This is a genomic window from Streptosporangium sp. NPDC000509 (assembly GCF_042898365.1).
In the GTDB taxonomy this organism is placed as follows: domain Bacteria; phylum Actinomycetota; class Actinomycetes; order Streptosporangiales; family Streptosporangiaceae; genus Streptosporangium.
In genome coordinates this window covers 549,021-565,483 of the sequence record NZ_JBIAYX010000002.1, presented here as the reverse complement: position 1 = coordinate 565,483, position 16,463 = coordinate 549,021, and the positions used below count along the sequence as shown (strand labels likewise).

Annotated in this window: 13 protein-coding genes; 2 read left to right on the top strand and 11 right to left on the bottom strand. The window is 70.6% G+C overall.

Going from position 1 to position 16,463, the window contains the following annotated elements; all coding sequences use genetic code 11:
- Positions 1–130 precede the first annotated feature (130 nt).
- Positions 131–913, top strand: coding sequence for an amidohydrolase family protein (locus tag ACFY3D_RS06080; RefSeq protein WP_389975492.1), 783 nt, complete (start codon positions 131–133; stop codon positions 911–913).
- A 200-nt stretch (positions 914–1,113) separates the two neighbouring features.
- Here the strand turns inward: ACFY3D_RS06080 and ACFY3D_RS06075 are convergent, their stop codons facing one another.
- The 10 genes from ACFY3D_RS06075 to ACFY3D_RS06030 all read right to left on the bottom strand — a co-directional run bounded on the left by ACFY3D_RS06075 (position 1,114) and on the right by ACFY3D_RS06030 (position 13,653).
- A complete protein-coding gene (locus ACFY3D_RS06075; RefSeq protein ID WP_389975489.1) occupies positions 1,114–2,001 on the bottom strand; it encodes an SDR family NAD(P)-dependent oxidoreductase in 888 nt (295 codons plus the stop codon).
- 13 nt (positions 2,002–2,014) lie between these two features.
- A complete protein-coding gene (locus ACFY3D_RS06070) occupies positions 2,015–3,574 on the bottom strand; it encodes an ABC transporter substrate-binding protein (RefSeq protein ID WP_389975486.1) in 1,560 nt (519 codons plus the stop codon).
- A gap of 184 nt (positions 3,575–3,758) precedes the next feature.
- Entirely contained in the window at positions 3,759–4,949 is a 1,191-nt protein-coding gene (locus tag ACFY3D_RS06065) for an epoxyalkane--coenzyme M transferase (protein WP_389975483.1), read from the bottom strand.
- Positions 4,946–5,983, bottom strand: a complete 1,038-nt coding sequence (locus ACFY3D_RS06060; RefSeq protein WP_389975480.1) for a peptidyl-alpha-hydroxyglycine alpha-amidating lyase family protein — start codon at positions 5,981–5,983, stop codon at positions 4,946–4,948. The genes ACFY3D_RS06065 and ACFY3D_RS06060 overlap by 4 nt, the downstream gene beginning before the upstream one ends.
- Complete coding sequence (locus ACFY3D_RS06055) at positions 5,980–7,236, bottom strand: amidohydrolase family protein (RefSeq protein ID WP_389975477.1); 1,257 nt, start codon at positions 7,234–7,236, stop codon at positions 5,980–5,982. The genes ACFY3D_RS06060 and ACFY3D_RS06055 overlap by 4 nt, the downstream gene beginning before the upstream one ends.
- Before the next feature lie 83 nt (positions 7,237–7,319).
- Positions 7,320–9,806: a CaiB/BaiF CoA transferase family protein gene (locus tag ACFY3D_RS06050; RefSeq protein ID WP_389975474.1), complete on the bottom strand. Its 2,487-nt coding sequence runs from the start codon at positions 9,804–9,806 to the stop codon at positions 7,320–7,322.
- Positions 9,803–10,831, bottom strand: coding sequence for an ABC transporter ATP-binding protein (locus tag ACFY3D_RS06045; protein WP_362903448.1), 1,029 nt, complete (start codon positions 10,829–10,831; stop codon positions 9,803–9,805). Before ACFY3D_RS06045 ends, ACFY3D_RS06050 begins: the two co-directional genes overlap by 4 nt.
- Positions 10,824–11,855, bottom strand: coding sequence for an ABC transporter ATP-binding protein (locus tag ACFY3D_RS06040; protein ID WP_389975471.1), 1,032 nt, complete (start codon positions 11,853–11,855; stop codon positions 10,824–10,826). Before ACFY3D_RS06040 ends, ACFY3D_RS06045 begins: the two co-directional genes overlap by 8 nt.
- Positions 11,852–12,709, bottom strand: coding sequence for an ABC transporter permease (locus tag ACFY3D_RS06035; protein WP_350942239.1), 858 nt, complete (start codon positions 12,707–12,709; stop codon positions 11,852–11,854). The genes ACFY3D_RS06040 and ACFY3D_RS06035 overlap by 4 nt, the downstream gene beginning before the upstream one ends.
- Complete coding sequence (locus tag ACFY3D_RS06030; RefSeq protein ID WP_350942240.1) at positions 12,706–13,653, bottom strand: ABC transporter permease; 948 nt, start codon at positions 13,651–13,653, stop codon at positions 12,706–12,708. Before ACFY3D_RS06030 ends, ACFY3D_RS06035 begins: the two co-directional genes overlap by 4 nt.
- 393 nt (positions 13,654–14,046) lie before the next feature.
- Here ACFY3D_RS06030 and ACFY3D_RS06025 point away from each other — a divergent pair, with 393 nt between their 5' ends.
- Entirely contained in the window at positions 14,047–15,384 is a 1,338-nt protein-coding gene (locus ACFY3D_RS06025) for a helix-turn-helix domain-containing protein (protein ID WP_350942242.1), read from the top strand.
- Between the two features lie 78 nt (positions 15,385–15,462).
- Here ACFY3D_RS06025 and ACFY3D_RS06020 read toward each other — a convergent pair whose 3' ends face one another.
- On the bottom strand, positions 15,463–16,389 hold the full coding sequence (locus ACFY3D_RS06020; RefSeq protein ID WP_389975467.1) for a VOC family protein: 927 nt from the start codon (positions 16,387–16,389) through the stop codon (positions 15,463–15,465).
- Positions 16,390–16,463 lie beyond the last annotated feature (74 nt).

Below are 16,463 nucleotides of genomic sequence, written 5' to 3'. Positions count from 1 at the left end.
GGATGACGGTCCGCCCGAGGGTGGGGCGCCTCGTCGTGGCGTCGTGGCGGATGACGGTCTGCCTGAGAGCGGGGTGTCTCGTCGCGACGCCATGCCGGGCGACGCCCCGCCGGAAAGCGGGGCGCCTCTCGTGGACACCCATGTCCACCTGTTCACCCGCGCGCTGCCTCTCGCGGCGCGGGCCTGGACCCGGCCCGAGGGGGAGCTGACGGCGGACACGTTCGTGTCGACGATGGACGAGCACGGCGTCGGCTACGGTGTGCTGTCGGCGATGAGCCTGCTCGGCGACCTGAACGACTACACGATCGAGGCGTTGCGGGCGCACGAGCGGCTGCGCGGGACCGTCATCGTCGAGCCCACCGTCGATCGGTACGTCCTGGACCGGATGAAGTCCGACGGTGTGGTGGGCGTCAGGTTCCAGTGGCGACGGCTCGCCGACCTGCCGGACCTCACCGACCCGGCGTACCGGCGGCTGTTGTTCCGGGTCGCGGACCTCGACTGGCACATCGAGCTGAACATCGAGGGCGACCGGTTGCCGTCGGTGCTGGAGCGGCTGACCGCCTCGGGGGTGAAGGTCGTCGTGGACCACTTCGGCGACCCGGACCGGGTCGCCGGTTACACGGGCGCCGGTGGTGCGGCGCTCCTGCGCGCCCTCGACACCGGCAGGGTGTGGGTGAAGCTGTCCGCGGGCTACCGCTTCGGCGTCGGCGAGGACACGCTGGCCGGTCACGCGGCGACCCTGATCGGGGCCGCCGGGCCGGACCATGTCTTCTGGGGGAGCGACGCTCCGTTCGTCGGCGCCCGGCATCCGGTCACCTATCGTGACGCCGTCGACTCCTTCGCGCGGCTCGTCCCCGATCCCGCGCTTCGTCGACGGATCTCACTCGCCTCGCACGCGTTCTACTTCGGCTGAGCACGAGGTCTCTTTCGGCCGAGCACGCGCGTACTTCTTCAATCGAGGACGCGTACTTCTTCGGCCGAGCGCGGCCGACATGCGCCGACCGTCGCGACCGGACCGCACGGTCGAGCCGCACGACTGAGCCGCACAACAGAACCGCACGACCGAACCGCACAACAGAGCCGTCCCAGCCGGGCTGGGACGGCTCTCGCCGGTCACTTCGGGGGCGGCAGGTGGCTCTGCAGGTGCTCGGAGAACCCGGCGAAGTCGGCGGCGAGTTGCTCCGCGCTCCACCCGCCGTCGCGGTGCGTGACGAACGCCTCCTTCGGGTGCGCCCAGATCGCGAACCTGTCGCCGCCGAAGCCGATGTACTGCCCGGTGACGCCGGCCGACTCGTCCGAGGCGAGGTAGACGACGAGCGGCGCCACGTCCTCGACCTTGCCGATGCCGCGCCGGCGCAATTCGGCCGGGACCGGGCCGCCCGCCTCGACCGCGGCGACGACCTCGGTCAGCGACGGGATGGTCGCGGCCATCCTGGTCAGCGCGGTGGGCACGATCGCGTTCACGGTCACGCCCAGCTTCGCCGTCTCGGTCGACCACACCCGCACCATGGCGATGATGGCCGCCTTGGACGCGGCGTACGCCGTCTGCCCGAAGCCGCCGTACTGGCCGGCGGGGGAGCCGACCAGGATCAGCCGGCCACCGCCGCCCTGCTCGCGGAATTGACGCACCGCGGCGCGACCGCAGGTGAAGGTGCCACGGACGTGGCTGTCCACCACGAGGTCGAACTCCTCGTCCGTGACCTTGGCCAGCGTACGGTCGCGCAGCGCGCCGGCGTTCGTGCACATCACGTCCAGGCGGCCGAACTCCGAGACGGCCCGCTGGACCAGGGCGTCGGCCGACTCCGCGGTGCCGACGGCGCACACCTCGGCGACGGCACGCCCACCGGCGGCGGTGATCGCCTCGACGGTCTCCTTGGCGACGTCGGCGTCGATGTCGTTGACCACCACGGCGGCACCGGCCGCGCCCAGCGCCTCGGCGTACGCGCGGCCGAGGCCACGCCCTGATCCGGTGACGACGGCCACCTTGTCGTTGAGCCGCATGGGCTTCCTCTCTCTATTGCTTGCTGATCTTCACTGAGCTGTAGTGGTAGTCGCCGACCACCGGTACGTCGAGGCCGGTCACCCCCTTGCGGAAGGCCGCCACGTAGGTCACGCCGCACACCGGGATCACCGGGGGTCCGGCCGCCGCGACGTCCTTGATGATCTGGTGCATCGGTGCCGCCCGCTCCGTGACGTCGTCGCTGGCGCGTGCCTTCGCCAGCAGTTCGCCGATCCCGTCCTGGGAGAAGCCGCCGGGGTTGTACGCGCCGCCCTTCGTGTAGAAGTCCGCGACGAACTGGCTCGGGTCGGGCCGACCGGCCTGTACCAGCGCCACCGTGGCGGTGAACTGGCCGGTCCGGCGAGCGGTGATCATCTGCTGGAATTCCAGGACCTTGATCGTGGCCTTGATCCCCACCTTCTGCAGCTGTGCCTGCAGTGCCTGGGCGAGGATCTGGTACGACGTGTTGGGGCCGACCTCCAGCGTTATGTCCATGCCGTTCGGCAGGCCGGCCTCGGCGAGGAGCTTCTTGGCCTTCTCCGGGTCGTAGTAGGAGGACACGTCGCTCAGTTCGGGCACGTGGGCCCAGAAGCCCTCCTGGTACGGCTGCACCGCCGAGACGCAGGCGCCCTCGTACAGGTTCTTGCTGATCGCGTCGCGGTCGATGGCGTACATCAACGCCTGCCGCACCTTGGGGTTGTCGAGCCCCTTGACGGAGGTGTTCAGCAGGATTCCGTTGAAGGTGGTATTGGGGCCCCTGACCACGGTCAGGCCGTCCGCCTCGGCCTCCTTGATCTGGCCGGGCGTGATCGAGGTGCCGTCGGCCTGCCCCGACTTCACCGCGCGCAGGCGGGTCGTCTCGTCGGAGTAGACCGTCATCTCCAGGCCGCCGATGGTCGTCTCGGCGGCGTTCCAGTAGCCCTCGAACTTCTTGAAGGTGACCTTGCCCACCTGCAGCGTGTCGATCTCGAAGGGGCCGGTGCCGACCGGTTTGGTCGGCAGGTCCTCGGCGTCGAGCGCACCGGGCGCGACCACGATGCCGGCCTCACCGGCGAGCACGTTGATCATGTAGCCGGCCGGCTCGGAGAAGGTGAGCTTCACCTCGGACGGGCCGGTGACCTCGACCTTGTCGAGCACCGACAGCGTCGTCACGAGCGCACCGCTCTTCTTGTACGCCTCCAGCGACGCCTTGACGGCCTCGGCGTTGAACTCCTCGCCGTTGTGGAACTTCACCCCTTCGCGCAGCTTGAGGGTGATCACCTTGTTCTCGTCGGAGAACGTCCACTCGGTCGCCAGCCCCGGCCCGATCTCACCGGCCGCACTCCGGCGGACCAGGTGCTCGTAGACCACGTCGAGGAACACCGGGTCGAGCGGCGCGGCCTTGCGGGGGTCGAAGGAGGTCGGGTTGCCCGGCACGGCCCACCGCAGGATGGCCGCGTTGTCGAAGGCGCCGGAGTCACCGGAGGCGCCGGAGGTGTTCGACGTCGGCCGGTCGGTCGTCCCGGCGCCACAGCCGGAGAGGGCGAGACCGGTGGCGAGAAATGCGCCGGCCGTTTTTACTGCTGCTCGTTTCACGGCTTATGCCTCCATATTTCAGAAGCGAGCTTGACTGGTATGACTGGCGACCCGCGGCGCTCTCCGGCTCCGTCGTCGACGTGCCGGCCCGCGTCCGCGTGTGCCGTGGTTCTCGGTGCCCCGTCTTCAGCCGTGACGCTGAATCACGCCCCCACCAGGTCCTGGACTTGTGCTGTGGACCGGCCTACAACCGGCTACTGGCGATCGCGGCGCCCTCCGCGAGCGCGGCGAGCTTCGCCCACACGATCTCCTCGTGGCCCACGCGCGATCCGATCCCGCAGTCGGTCCCCGCCTGCAGGTTCTCCTTGCCCACCACGCTGGCGAAGTTCGTCAGCCGTTCGGCGACGAGGAGGGGGTGTTCGACCAGGTCGGTGGCGTGACTGACCACTCCGGGGGCGAGGATCTTGCCCTCGGGCAGTTTCACGTCCTCCCACACCCGCCACTCGTGCGCGTGCCGGACGTTGCCGGACTCGATGGCGTAGGCCTGGGTGTTGACCTTGATCAGCAGGTCCGCGATGTGTTCGAGGCCGATGTCCTGGGTGTGCGGCCGGTGACCGCTGCCCCAGCAGGTGTGCATCCGGATCTGCTCGGAGGGCAGCCCGTCGATGCTGTGGTTGATCACCTCTACCGCGAACTCGAGGTAACGACGCAGGTCCTCGACCGTCCAGGTGGGGTGGAACTGCCAGGTGGTCGCGAACTCGGGCTCGTCGATCTGCAGCACCAGGCCGGCGTCGGTGACCGCCCGGTACTCCTCGCGGAGCGCCTCGGCGACCGCGAACATGTACTCCTCCTCGCTCGCGTAGTGCTCGTTCCTCGCACCCGCGCCCAGGCTGAGCGGTCCCAGCGCGGCGATGAAACCGTCCACCTCCTTGCCTTCGACCGCCGTCTTCATCGCCGCGATGTCGGCCGCGATGGCGTCCTGGCCGATGTAGGTGATCGGGGAGGTGCACACCCGGCCCGACGTCGGCGGCTTCGGCGCCGCGCCCGGGGTCGAGAAGCCGGGCCGCACCGGCCCTCCGGATCCGGCCAGCCAGAGGCCGGAGGCGTAGGTGCCGGGGAAGTCCGCCTTGTCGCGCGCGGCGACGTACTCGCGCTTGGGCGGGACGTTCGGGTCGATGGGCAGGGTCTCCCAGCCGGTCACCCGGGCGTGGATGTAGCCGCTGTAGGCGGACAGGTTCGCGGCCTTGACGTACTCGCCGTCGTTGACGACGTCGAGGCCGCACTCCATCTGGCGGGCGACGACCTCGGCGACCGCGCTCGGCAGCCGCGCGTCGACGGCCTCCTGATCGCCCTGGGCGATCAGCTCGTCCAGGTCCTTGGGACGCGGCAGGTTGCCGCCGTGCGTGGTGAGAATCCGACCGTTTTCGCGCCTCATGCGTGTCTCCTAGCCAAGGTGTCTTCTCCCGCGCCGACGCGCAGGAACTTCTGCAGTTGGTGCCGTCCGCTCGACGGCGCGACCCAGCCGGGTCTGATGGCGAAGCTGTACGTCACCTCCGCGACGTACAGGTCTCCGTGGGAGTCCAGCGCGACCCCGTGCGGCGCGATGAAGTTGCCGGCCGCGGTGCGGTCCGTCGTGGAGTCCCCCCACCGCTCGACCACGGCGCCGTGCCGGTCCAGCACGGTCAGCCGGGCGGGCTGGTCCTCCAGCGCCTCGCCGTGCACGAACGACCTCTTGCCTGCGGGCCGCCACAGCTCGACGACGAACACCGAGCCGTCCGGGGCGATGGTGAGGTCGCACGGGCGCCGGATGTCGGTCCACTCCTCGATGAACTCCCCGTCCGGGGTGAAGATCTGGATCCGGTCGTTCTCGCGGTCGCCGACGAACACCCGCCCGTCCGCCGCGACGTCCAGGCAGTGCGGCAGGTGGAACCGGCCGGGACCGGTGCCGGGCTCGCCCCAGGAGCCGATCAGCTCACCGGACGCGGTGAACCGGTGCACCCGGCTGTTTCCGTACCCGTCGGTCACGTAGAGGTCGCCGTTCGGGGCGACGGCGAGGTTGGTGGGCCGGTTGAACGGCCGGCCCGGGTACCGAACGCCCTCGACGCTGTGCACGCGCACCGGCCGGCCGGAGACGAACCCGGTGTCCGACGCCGTCCCCGCGGTGCCCAGCGTCATGAGCAACTCACCCTCGGGGGTGAACTTGCGGACCGTGTGGTCGCCCGCGTCGACGCAGTAGACGCCGCCGTCCGGCCCGACGGTCAGCCCGTGCGGCGTGGTGAACAGGCCCTTTCCCCAGCTGCGGACGAAGGTGCCGTCCCGCTCGTACACGATGACCTGGCCGTCGAAGCGGGTGAACAGGTAGACGCGGTCGGCCGCGTCCACGTCGACCGCGGCCACGTCCGCGTGCCGCAGGCCGTCGGGCAGCCGCTCCCAGTCGGCGTCGACCTCGAACCTCCGCCCGCCCGTCATGACGCCGCCCCGGAGGTGGAACGCGGCGCCGGCAGCCAACCCCACGGGTGGGTGCCCCAACCCGGCGCGATCAGCTCGCCGGCCCGTACGGTCTGCACCGGCCGCAGGCCGAAGCCGCCGTGGAAGACCTCCTGTTTGGTGTCGACGAACTCGAAGTCGCCTTCGACCAGGTCGAGCACCGTGAGGTCGGCCTCCCTGCCGGCCGCGATCGCGCCGAGCTCGTGCTCCGCGCCGATCGCCCGCGCCGCGTTCGCCGTGGTCATCCGGACCACCTCGGACAGGCTGTAGCCCACGGCCATGAACTTGGCCATGCACTCCAGCAGCGAGTGGAAGGTCTCTCCGGCCGCGGTCAGGTCGCTGCTGATGGTGTCGGGGAGCAGCCCGAGCGCGCGCTGCTCGCTCGCGACCCGGTAGCCGAAGTTGCCCCTGCCCAGCGCGGAGTCGAGGGTGATCCCGCGCTCGCGGGCGGCGAGCAGGGCGGGCATCATCCGATCCGCCGCGTCCATCACGCCGCCGTGGTTCGGCGTGCACAGATGGGTGAGGATGTCTCCCGCGTCGAGCTGTTCGATGGCGAACCGGGTGGCCGGTTCGAGCAGGTGCGGATCGGGGCGCCGCCGCGCGGACAGGTCGCCGATGTGCACCATGAGCGGGAGCCCGTGCTCCCTCGCCACCGCCTTGGTCGCGGACACGATGTCCTTGCCGTGCGTGGCGACGAGCGGCCCGACCAGCCGCAGCTTGATGCCCTGGACCAGCCCGGGATTGGCGGCGACGCACTTCGCGATGGCGACCGGGTCGATCTCGGCCAGGTCGTTGACGTCGATCATCGTGGGCATGGTGTGCGCGTAGCTGCCGATGTTCAGGTACGGGACGACCCGTGTCCTGGCGTTCGGCTGGATGTAGGCGGAGAAGACACCGATGTTGGCGACGCCGACGGATCCGGCGTCGACCAGTGTGGTGACTCCGGAACGCACGCCGATGGCGTCGGGGTCGCAGCCCTCCATGCCCACACCCGGGGTGATCGCGCCGTGCGCGACGTGCGTGTGGATGTCGATCAGCCCGGGGACGACGTAGCGCCCGGAGCCGCTCGCGTCGATCACCCGGCGGGCCGAGTCGGCGGGGATGTCCCCGCCGACCTTGGTGATCCGGCCGCCGGTGACGGCGATGTCCATGACGCCGTCGAGTTCCTGCCCGGGGTCCAGAACCCGGCCGCCCTTGATCAACAGGTCGTACCGGGTGACCGGGTCGTCGCTCATCAGAGTCCTCCTGTCGGTGCCGCGATCGCGGCACGTCCCGCCCAGCGGGCCTGGGATGTGCTGTTCGGTTTGCCGGTCGGCGGTCAGAAGTGGTCCCAGCCAGGGGGCAGCGCGGTCATCTGCACCGCCCAGCCCGCCGCGAGTGCCTCGGCCGAGTCGGCGAGCCCGATCCGGTCCAGCACCTCGCGCGCGTCGGCGCCCGGCCGGCGTACCGGGTGGCCCAGGCGCGGCGGGTTGCCGTGCACCCGGATGGCGATGCCGGGCATCACCACCTCGCCGACCTCCTCGGAGATCTGGCTGACGGTGAGCCCTCTCGATCGGGCCCACGGGTCGGTCATCAGCTCCGCGAGGGTCGTGACCGGGTGCGCGCCCAGCCCCGCCGAGGTGAGGCGGTCGGTCCACTCGCGGGCGGTGCCGACCTGGAAGGCGGTCTCCAGGGCCGCCGCCACCGCGTCGTCGTCGGACCCGTCCAGGCCGGACAGGGCCTCCTCCAGGCCGGGGACCTCGCGGAGCGTCGGCAGGCTCTCCCGGGTCGCCCCGAGGAAGAACCATCGGTCGGCCGCCCGGTGGAACCGGTGCCACGGGTCGATCCCCAGAGCAGACGGCCCGCACGGCTCGGCCGCGCGGCGGTGCCGGTCGTGCGCCGCGGCCGGGAGCCCGGGTGCGGGGCGCACCGCGAACCTCGCCTGCTGGTAGCCGCCGGTCTGGGTGAGGGAGGTGCGCACCTGCTGGCCTTCTCCGGTCAGCTCGCGATGGTAGAGACCCACCGCGCTCGCGAAGGCGGCCATCGCGCCGGTGCCGTAGTCCAGGAGGTTGTACGGGCCCAGCACGGCCGGTCGGCCGTCGCCGCCCGTCCTGGTCATGATCCCGGTCGCGGCCTGGCCCTGGGTCTCGTACCCACGGCGGCCGGTCCAGGGTCCGCCGTGGCCGTAGCAGCTGACGGAGACGTAGACGATGTCGGGGCGGCGGGCCCGGACGTGCTCGTAGCCGAGGCCGTAGCGTTCGGCGGTCCGCTCGGGGAAGTTGTGGGTCAGCACGTCCGCGTCGTCGATGAGGCGCCAGAGGATCTGCCGGCCCTGGCTCGACTTCACGTCCACGAGGACCGTCCGCTTGCCACGGTTGACGAACCCGTGCGCGCCGACGCGCCGCTGCGGTGAGTTGATCTTGACGACGTCGGCCCCGAACTCGACGAGGATCCGTCCCGCGCTCGGCCCGGCCAGGATCTGAGTGAGATCGACGACCCGCAGTCCTTCGTAGGGCAGACGGACCGGCTCGCCCTCGCTCCCCACCGGTTCGTCGCGCGTCGGCTCGTTTCCTGCCGACTCGTTCCCCGCCGGCTGGTTCGCCGTCGGCTCGCCGCCCGTCGGCTCGTCGCGCGGCGAGCCGACGGGCGGCGACGTGAGTTCGGCGAGGATCTCCGCGCGGTCCGCGTCGGGCAGGTGCCGTGGCCTGCCGGGCAGCGCGGGGGTGGCGGACAGCCACACCGCCGAGCCGGGCATCACCGTCGCGCCGAGTTCCGGATCGTCGACCACGACGGCCTGCCCGGAGGCGAGCGCGTGGTCGCTCTCCAACCATTCGCCCAGCGTCCTGACCGCGGCGAGCGGCACGCCCGCCGCGTTGGCGAGCTCCTCCCACTCGCCCGCCGGGCGGGTCCGGAACAGCGCGGTGAGCCGGTCGTGCAGCAGCCGGCGCAGTGAGGGGTCGTGGTCCATCCGGGTGCGGTCGGTCAGGCCCTCGCCCGTCCAGGCCGTCACCCCGGCCGCGTCGAGGAACCAGGTGAGGAAGCGAGGTGTCGCGCCGATCGGGTTGAACTGCACATACCTGTCGTCCGCGCAGCGGTAGGTGCCACTGCCGTTGGAACTGATCGCCCGATCCGGCGGCAGCCCCTGCGCGACCGGGTAGGCGCCGCTCCCCCCGATGGCCTCGAACATCGCGTCGAACAGCGGCACCTCGACGCGGTCACCCCGTCCGGTGCGGTGCCGGGCGGTGAGGCTCGCCACGATCGCGAAGGCGCCGCAGAACGCCGCGAAGTTGGACGCGACGGGTACCGCCGTGTAGGTCGGCCGGGTGTCGTCCCAGCCGTCCGGCGCGTGACCGGCCCGGATCCGGCAGTTGCCGGTGGCGGCCGCGACGACCCCCTCCCAGCCGGGGACACCGGCACGGGGATCGTCGGCCGCGAAGCCGGGCATCGAGCAGTAGACGAGCCGCGGGTTGCCCGCGCGAGACTCTTCCCAGCCGAGCCCGAGCCGGTCCATCACCCCCGGCCGGAAGTTCTCGACGAGAACATCGGCCCGCCGGACGAGGTCGCGGGCGACGCCCAGGTCCGCCGCGTCCTTCAGGTCGAGACTGATCCGCCGCTTGCCCCGGTTGAAGAACGCGTCTTCGGCACCGGGAGTGACGCCCGGACGGTCGACGTGCACGACGTCGGCCCCCTGGTCGGCGAGCATGAGCGCGGCCAGCGGTCCTGCGATGTGGTGACCGAAGTCGACGACGCGGATCCCGTGCAGGGCTCCTGGGGCCTCTGAGGCTCGGGAGGCTTCTGAGGTTTGGAAGGCTCGGGAGGCGCTCATCGCGAGGTCTCCTGGGTCTCGCCGATCAGCGCGTCGTTCGGCGGCGGCCGGTGCAGCACGCACGCGACCCGGTGCTCGGCGCCGATCTGCAACAGCGGCGGGTCCAGGTGAGCGCACTCGTCCTGGACGACCGGGCAGCGGGTGCGGAAGCGGCAACCCGACGGGGGGTTCGCCGGATCGGGAAGCTCGCCGCGCAGCACGGTGCGGCGCCGCGAGCGCTGCACGTCGGGATCGGGCACCGGCACCGCCGACAGCAGCGCCTTGGTGTACGGGTGTCGCGGGTCGGTGGCGATCTGCTCCGCGGACCCCTCCTCGACGATCCGGCCCAGGTACATCACCGCGATCCGGTGCGACAGGTGCCTGACCGTGGCGAAGTCGTGGGACACGAGGACCACCGCCTGCCCGGTGTCCTCCTGGATGGACAGCAGCAGGTTGAGGATCTCCGAACGGGTGGACAGGTCCAGTGCGGAGGTCGGCTCGTCGGCGACGAGAACGCTCGGTGAGAGCGCCAGCGCGCGGGCGATGCAGACCCGCTGCCGCTGCCCGCCGGACAGCTCGTCCGGATACCTGTCGACGAACGCCGGATCGAGGGTGACCCGGCCGAGCAGCTGTGCGGCGTGCTCACGCATCTGGTCCCGGCCGATCCGGCCGTGGACCAGGAGCGGTTCGGCGACGGCGTGGCCGATCGTCTTGGTCGGGTCGAGCGCGCCGTACGGATCCTGGAAGATGACCTGGAGCTTGCCGCGCATCTCCTTGAGCTCGCTGCCGCGCGCCCTGCTGACGTCCTTGCCCTCCACCTCGACCGTGCCCCGGTCCGGCTTGAGCAGCCGGGCCATCAGCCGGCCCACCGTCGTCTTGCCCGATCCGGACTCGCCCACGATGCCGACCGTGGTGCCGGCCCGTACCTCCAGGTCGACTCCGTCGACGGCCTGGACGCTCTCCAGCGTCCGGCCCAGCAGGCCACGACGCAGCGGGAACGACTTGCTCAGGCCGCGTACGCGCAGAACCACACGATCCTCAGCCACGGACGGCCCCCTTCAGAATCAGGTCGCCGGAGGCGACGCGTCCGCATCGCGTGTGGCGTTCGTCGTCGATGACCGCGTCGGCCTGTGGTCGCCGGCAGAAGTCCTCGACGCTGTGCACGCAGCGAGGCTCGAACCGGCAGCCCTCGGGGAACTGCCCTGCGGAAGGGACCCGGCCCGGGATGACCGTCAAACTGCTCCGGGCCCGGCCCGCCTGCGGCACGGCGGCGAGCAGCGCGCCGGAGTACGGGTGCCGAGGATCGTAGAAGAGCCGGTCGACGGGGGTTCGCTCGGCGACGTGACCGGCGTACATGACGACCACGTCGTCACAGAAGTCCGCGACCACGCCGAGGTCGTGCGTGACCAGCAGGACGGCCAGATCGAGGTCGCGTCGCAGGTCGCGCAGCAACTCCAGGATCTCGGCCTGGATCGTGACGTCGAGGGCGGTGGTCGGTTCGTCGGCGATCAGCAGCTTCGGGTCGCAGGCGATGGCCGCCGCGATCATGACGCGTTGCTGCATGCCGCCGCTCATCTCGTGCGGGTAGGACCTGAGCCTGCGCTCGGCGTTCGGGATGCCGACCCGGCTCAGCAGCTGTCCGGCCTGCTTGAGCGCGACCGACCGCCGCTCGCCCAGGTGCAGCCGTCGTACCTCGGCGATCTGGTCGCCGACGGTCATCGTGGGGTTGAGGCTGCTCATCGGCTCCTGGAAGACCATGCCGACCGGTCCGCCGCGGATCCGGCGAAGCTGCCGCCGGTCGCAGGTGAGCAGGTCCACCCCGTCGAAGCGGATCGAGCCCGCCGAGACCCGGACGGCCGCGGGCAACAGGCCCAGGATCGCCATGGAGGTGAGCGACTTGCCGCAGCCGGACTCGCCGATCAACGCGACCGCTTGCCCCTTGCGCACCTCGAAGGTGACGTCCTCGACCAGGCCGGGCTGTCTGGAGCCGCCGGGCAGGTCGATGGTGAGGCCCTCGACGGAGAGCAGCGGCTCGGTGGCGTCGCTTCGTTGCGCCGGTCCTGCTGTCATGTACGCCTCCTGAGTCCGACGGCGTCACGGATCGAGTCACCGATCGTGTTGAACGCGAGCACGGTCAGCACCATCGCGATTCCGGGCGGCACCACCGAGAAGGGGGAGTGGAACTGGTTGGTGTACGCGGCCTTGAGCATCGAGCCCCAACTCGCGTCGGGTGGCTGTACTCCGAGACCGATGAAGCTCAGGCTCGCCTCGACCAGGAGCGCGACGCCCATCAGGATCGTGACCTGGACCAGCAGCGGGGCGGCGATGTTGGGCAGGATGTGCACCCAGAGGGTTCGCCGGGTGGACGAGCCGATCGCCACCGCCGAGTCCACGAAGGTCTCCTCCGCGACGGCCATCGTCGCTCCGCGTACGACCCGGAACAGGCCGGGGGAGAAGATGATGCCGATCGCGAGCATCGCGTTGACCAGCCCGGGGCCGAGCACGGCGACGATGGCCAGCGCCCCGACGAGGGCGGGGAGGCTGAGGATGGTGTCGGCGAGCCGGCCCGCGACGCTGTCGACGACGCCGCGCCGCACACCGGCCCACAGCCCGAGCGGCAGGCCGATGAGCAACGCGACGCCCACCGAGATGAGCGGGGCGACGACGGCGATGCGCGACGCCTGGATGATCCGGCTCGCGACGTCACGGCCGAACTCGTCGGTGCCGAGCAGATGCGTGAGGCTGACGTCGGCGAACCTGTTGCCGAGATCCTGGGCCTCCGGGTCGTGCGGGTAGACGAGCGGCCCGGCGATCGCGAAGAAGACGAGGACGACGACGAATCCGACGGCGACCGCGCTGGACGGGCGGCGCAGGATCGAGCGGAGGACATGGCGCGGACGGGCGCTCCGGGTGGCCATGGTCATGCCGTACGCACCTTCGGGTTGATCCAGCCGTAGGCCAGGTCCACGATGAGGTTGATCGCCACCACGATGACGGCGCTGAACAGGACGTAGCCCTGGATCATCGGATAGTTCCGTTGCAGCACCGAGTTGATGGCGAGGGAGCCGAGTCCGGAGATGCCGAACACGGCCTCCACCACGATGACTCCGCCGAGGAGCCGCCCGGCCTGCAGGCCGAGCACGGTCACCACCGGGATGGCCGCGTTACGCAGGATGTGCCGCCGGACCAGCCACATGCCCGAGGCGCCTCTGGCCCGTGCCGTGCGCACGTACGGGCGAGTGAGCACGTCGGCCACGCAGCCCCGGGTGTGCCTGGCGAGCTCCGCCGCCGTGGCCACCCCGAGCGCCGTGGACGGGAGGATCACGTAGGAGAGCCACTCCCCGAACCCCTCCCTGAAGTCGACGTATCCGGTCGCGGGTAACCAGGGGTTGGCCAGCGCGAACACGGACACGAGCACCATCGCGAGCCAGAAGCTCGGCATCGCGATGCCGAGGGTGGCGAGGGCGGAGACGGCCCGGTCGATCCAGCTTCCCTGGGTGAGACCCGCGATGATGCCGGCCGTCACACCGAGCACGACGGCGATCATGATCGCCACCAGGGTGATGACCACGGTCGGCGGCGCCGCCTCGATGATCGTGTCCGCGACGGACCTGTTGGTGAACAACGAGTTGCCGAGGTCTCCCTGCAGAACGCCGGAGAACCAGGCGAAGTACCGCTCCAGGACGGGTTTGTCCAAGCCGAGTTCGGTGCGGATCCTGACCACTTCGGCCACGGTGGCGTTCTCACCGGCGATCACTTCCGCCGGGTCGCCGGGAATCAGCTGTACCAGCAGGAAGGTGAGAATCGAAACAAGCCACAAGACCAGCAGACCGCCGCCGAGCCGGCGAATTACCATGCCCGCGCTCACCGCCACCTCCGTCCAGCGCTACGTGGAACGAAGGGTGCGCGGAGCCGGGCGAGACACCCGCAGGCTCCGTTCGTGCAACATCGATCCACTGCGCTGTTGTCCGATAATGGGACAAAATGTGCAATAGTTGTAAACGCCATGCTGCCCTGCGGTTACCTGGGCGTCAAGAGGGAGCCGTTGCGTAAATGGGCGGTTTCTGCATCGTTACCGGGCGCCCATCGCAAGGCGGTGACCACCGGAAACGCCGTCACGGTCAGAGGGCCGCGGGCGCGGGCCGGTTACCACGTATAGCCGACGGGACGAGGGAGCACTGTGGGTCGCAGCACAGGATGACGACGTACTCTTTGTGCTCACACACATGGCAACCCCGGCGTTCGACCTTAGGATTCGCACATGGCCGCAGAGTCGTCGTTCACCGGCCTCACCAGTGTCACCAGCGGGTCCACCGAGATCAGCCAGGAGAACCGCACCCTGCGTGACCTGGTGGAGATCTACCGCCAGTTGTCCGGCCTGGTTCTCCAGGACGCCGACATCGGCACGGTCGCCCACCTCGTCGCGCACCGGACCGACGTGACGGTGGCCATCATCAGCCAGAAGCTGGGCATCCTCGCCGCGGCCTCACCCGGCCAGAGCGACGACAGCGCCATCCAGTACGTCCACGACCACCTGATCCACCCCCGGCTGGCGCACATGCTCGCCAACGCCGGCAAGTCCCGCCACCCGCTCCGGCTGCCCGATCCGGCGCGCGGCCGAGCCCGCGTCGTGGCCCCGATCTTCGTCGGCGACACCGTGCCCGCCTATCTCGTCTCGCTCGTCGAGGCGGCTCCCGACCAGGGCGAGGACATCGACCTGCTGGTCGCCGAGCACGCCGCGACGATCTGCGGGGTCATCCTGGCCCGCGAGCGCGTCATCGTCTCGGCGGCCAGCCAGGTGCGTGACGACCTCGTCGAAGGGCTGCTGTCCGGGTCGGGCCGCGACAACGACGAGGTCGTGCGCTGGGCGCAGCACCTCGGCTACGACACCGAGCGTGACCACCGCGTCCTGTCGGTCATCCTCGAACCGCCCACGGGCGACCCCCAGCGCAGCGTCCTCATCGCCGACCGCGCCGCGGGCGCGACCGCCCGCCTGTTCGTCGCCCAGTCCCCGGGCGCGATCACCTCGGTACGTACGGACGAGGTGGTCGTGGTGTTGACCGAGAGTGCCACGCCGGGCTCGACCACCCGGGCGGAGCAACTCGGCACCCTGTGCGTGCAACGACTCGGAGCGCTGTTTCCCGACGTCGGCGTCTCCATCGGCGTCGGTGGAGCGTTCCGCGAACCGGCGCACATCGCCCGCTCGTACGAGGAGGCACGGCGGACCAACGAGGTGATCCGGCGGCTCGGCCGACGCGGCGCCGTGGTCGCCTTCGACAAGCTCGGCATCAGCCGCCTGCTGCTCCAGGTGCCCGACATCGAGACGCTGCACGAGTTCGCCGCGGACATCCTCGGCGAGGTGCTGCGCCACGAGAAGAAGCACCACTCGGAGCTCATCTCCACGCTGACGTGCTACTTCCGGGAGAACAACAGCCCGCAACGCGCGTCGAAACTGCTGCACGTGCATCCCAACACGGTCACCTACCGGATCCACCGGATCGAGGAGATCACCGGCCTGGACCTGAACACCTATCGCGACCGCCTCGCCGCGCAGGTGGCTCTGGAGATCATCGACGCCCTCGGCGGAGAGATCATGTGAGGTCCGTGCCGGATCTCCGGGTCCTCGCCGGGGGGCATGTGAGGTCCGTGCCGGACCTCCGGGTCCTCGGTGGGGAGGTCATGTGAGGTCCCCGCCGGACTCCCGGCGCCCGGCCTCCGGGGACGGATCGGCCGCCGTCACGGCGGCGGCGGCCGAATAGACGATGCCGGCGCCGGTCGACGAGTCGATGTAACGCGGGATCCAGCTCTCCTCGTCGTCGACCTGGGTCGCCCCCCACCCGTAACAGAGGTTGAAGCCGGTGGAGGTGCGCACGCGGAACAGGAACATGTTGTCCGACAGCCGGCGTCCGGGGCTGACGAAGGCGTCCATCTCGCTCCTGGCCAGGTCCCAGGCGATCTCCACCTCCTCCAGCGTGGTCGCCTCGATCATCAGGTGCTCCAGGCCGAGGGGCTCGCCCCCGTTGAGCAGGGCGATGCTGTGGTGGCGAGGATTGCACCGCAGGAACCACATCTCACCGAGGTGCGCGCCGAGGTTGATCGCGTCGGACACCTTCATGCCCATCACGTCGGCGTAGAAGTCGAGCCCCCGCTGCAGGTCCGGCAACCGCAGCACGACGAAGCCCAGGCCGAGCGCTCCGGTGACCGTCCGTGACGTCGGCCGGTGCCCCCGGTAGGAGCCCGCCGTCCCCTCCTGGCCGACGAAGAACTCGTGTCGCAGGCCGAACGGGTCCTCGAAGGAGATGAGCCGCTCGACCGAGCGCGCCGCCGCCAGTTGTGCCGAGCCCGCCGTCACCTCGAACCCGGCGGCGGTCAGGTGCGCCGCGACGTCCTCCAGCGACTCCTCGGCGCCGATCTCCCAGCCGAGGTAGAGCAGCCGGTCGGAGTCACCCGGGTGGATCGCGAGGCGGTGCGAGCGGTCGCACCAGCGCACCCGGACCGTGCCGTCGGGAAGCCGGTAGGTCTCGAAGCCGAAGACGCGCGGGCCGAAGTCCAGCCAGTCCGCCGCCGACGCGGACCGCACGCCGACGTACCCGATGCTTCGCATGCCGCATCTCCTCGCACTTCGTGGCGCACAGGGTGCGCCACGACAAGACTACGCGGCGGGGAGAACGCGGCACC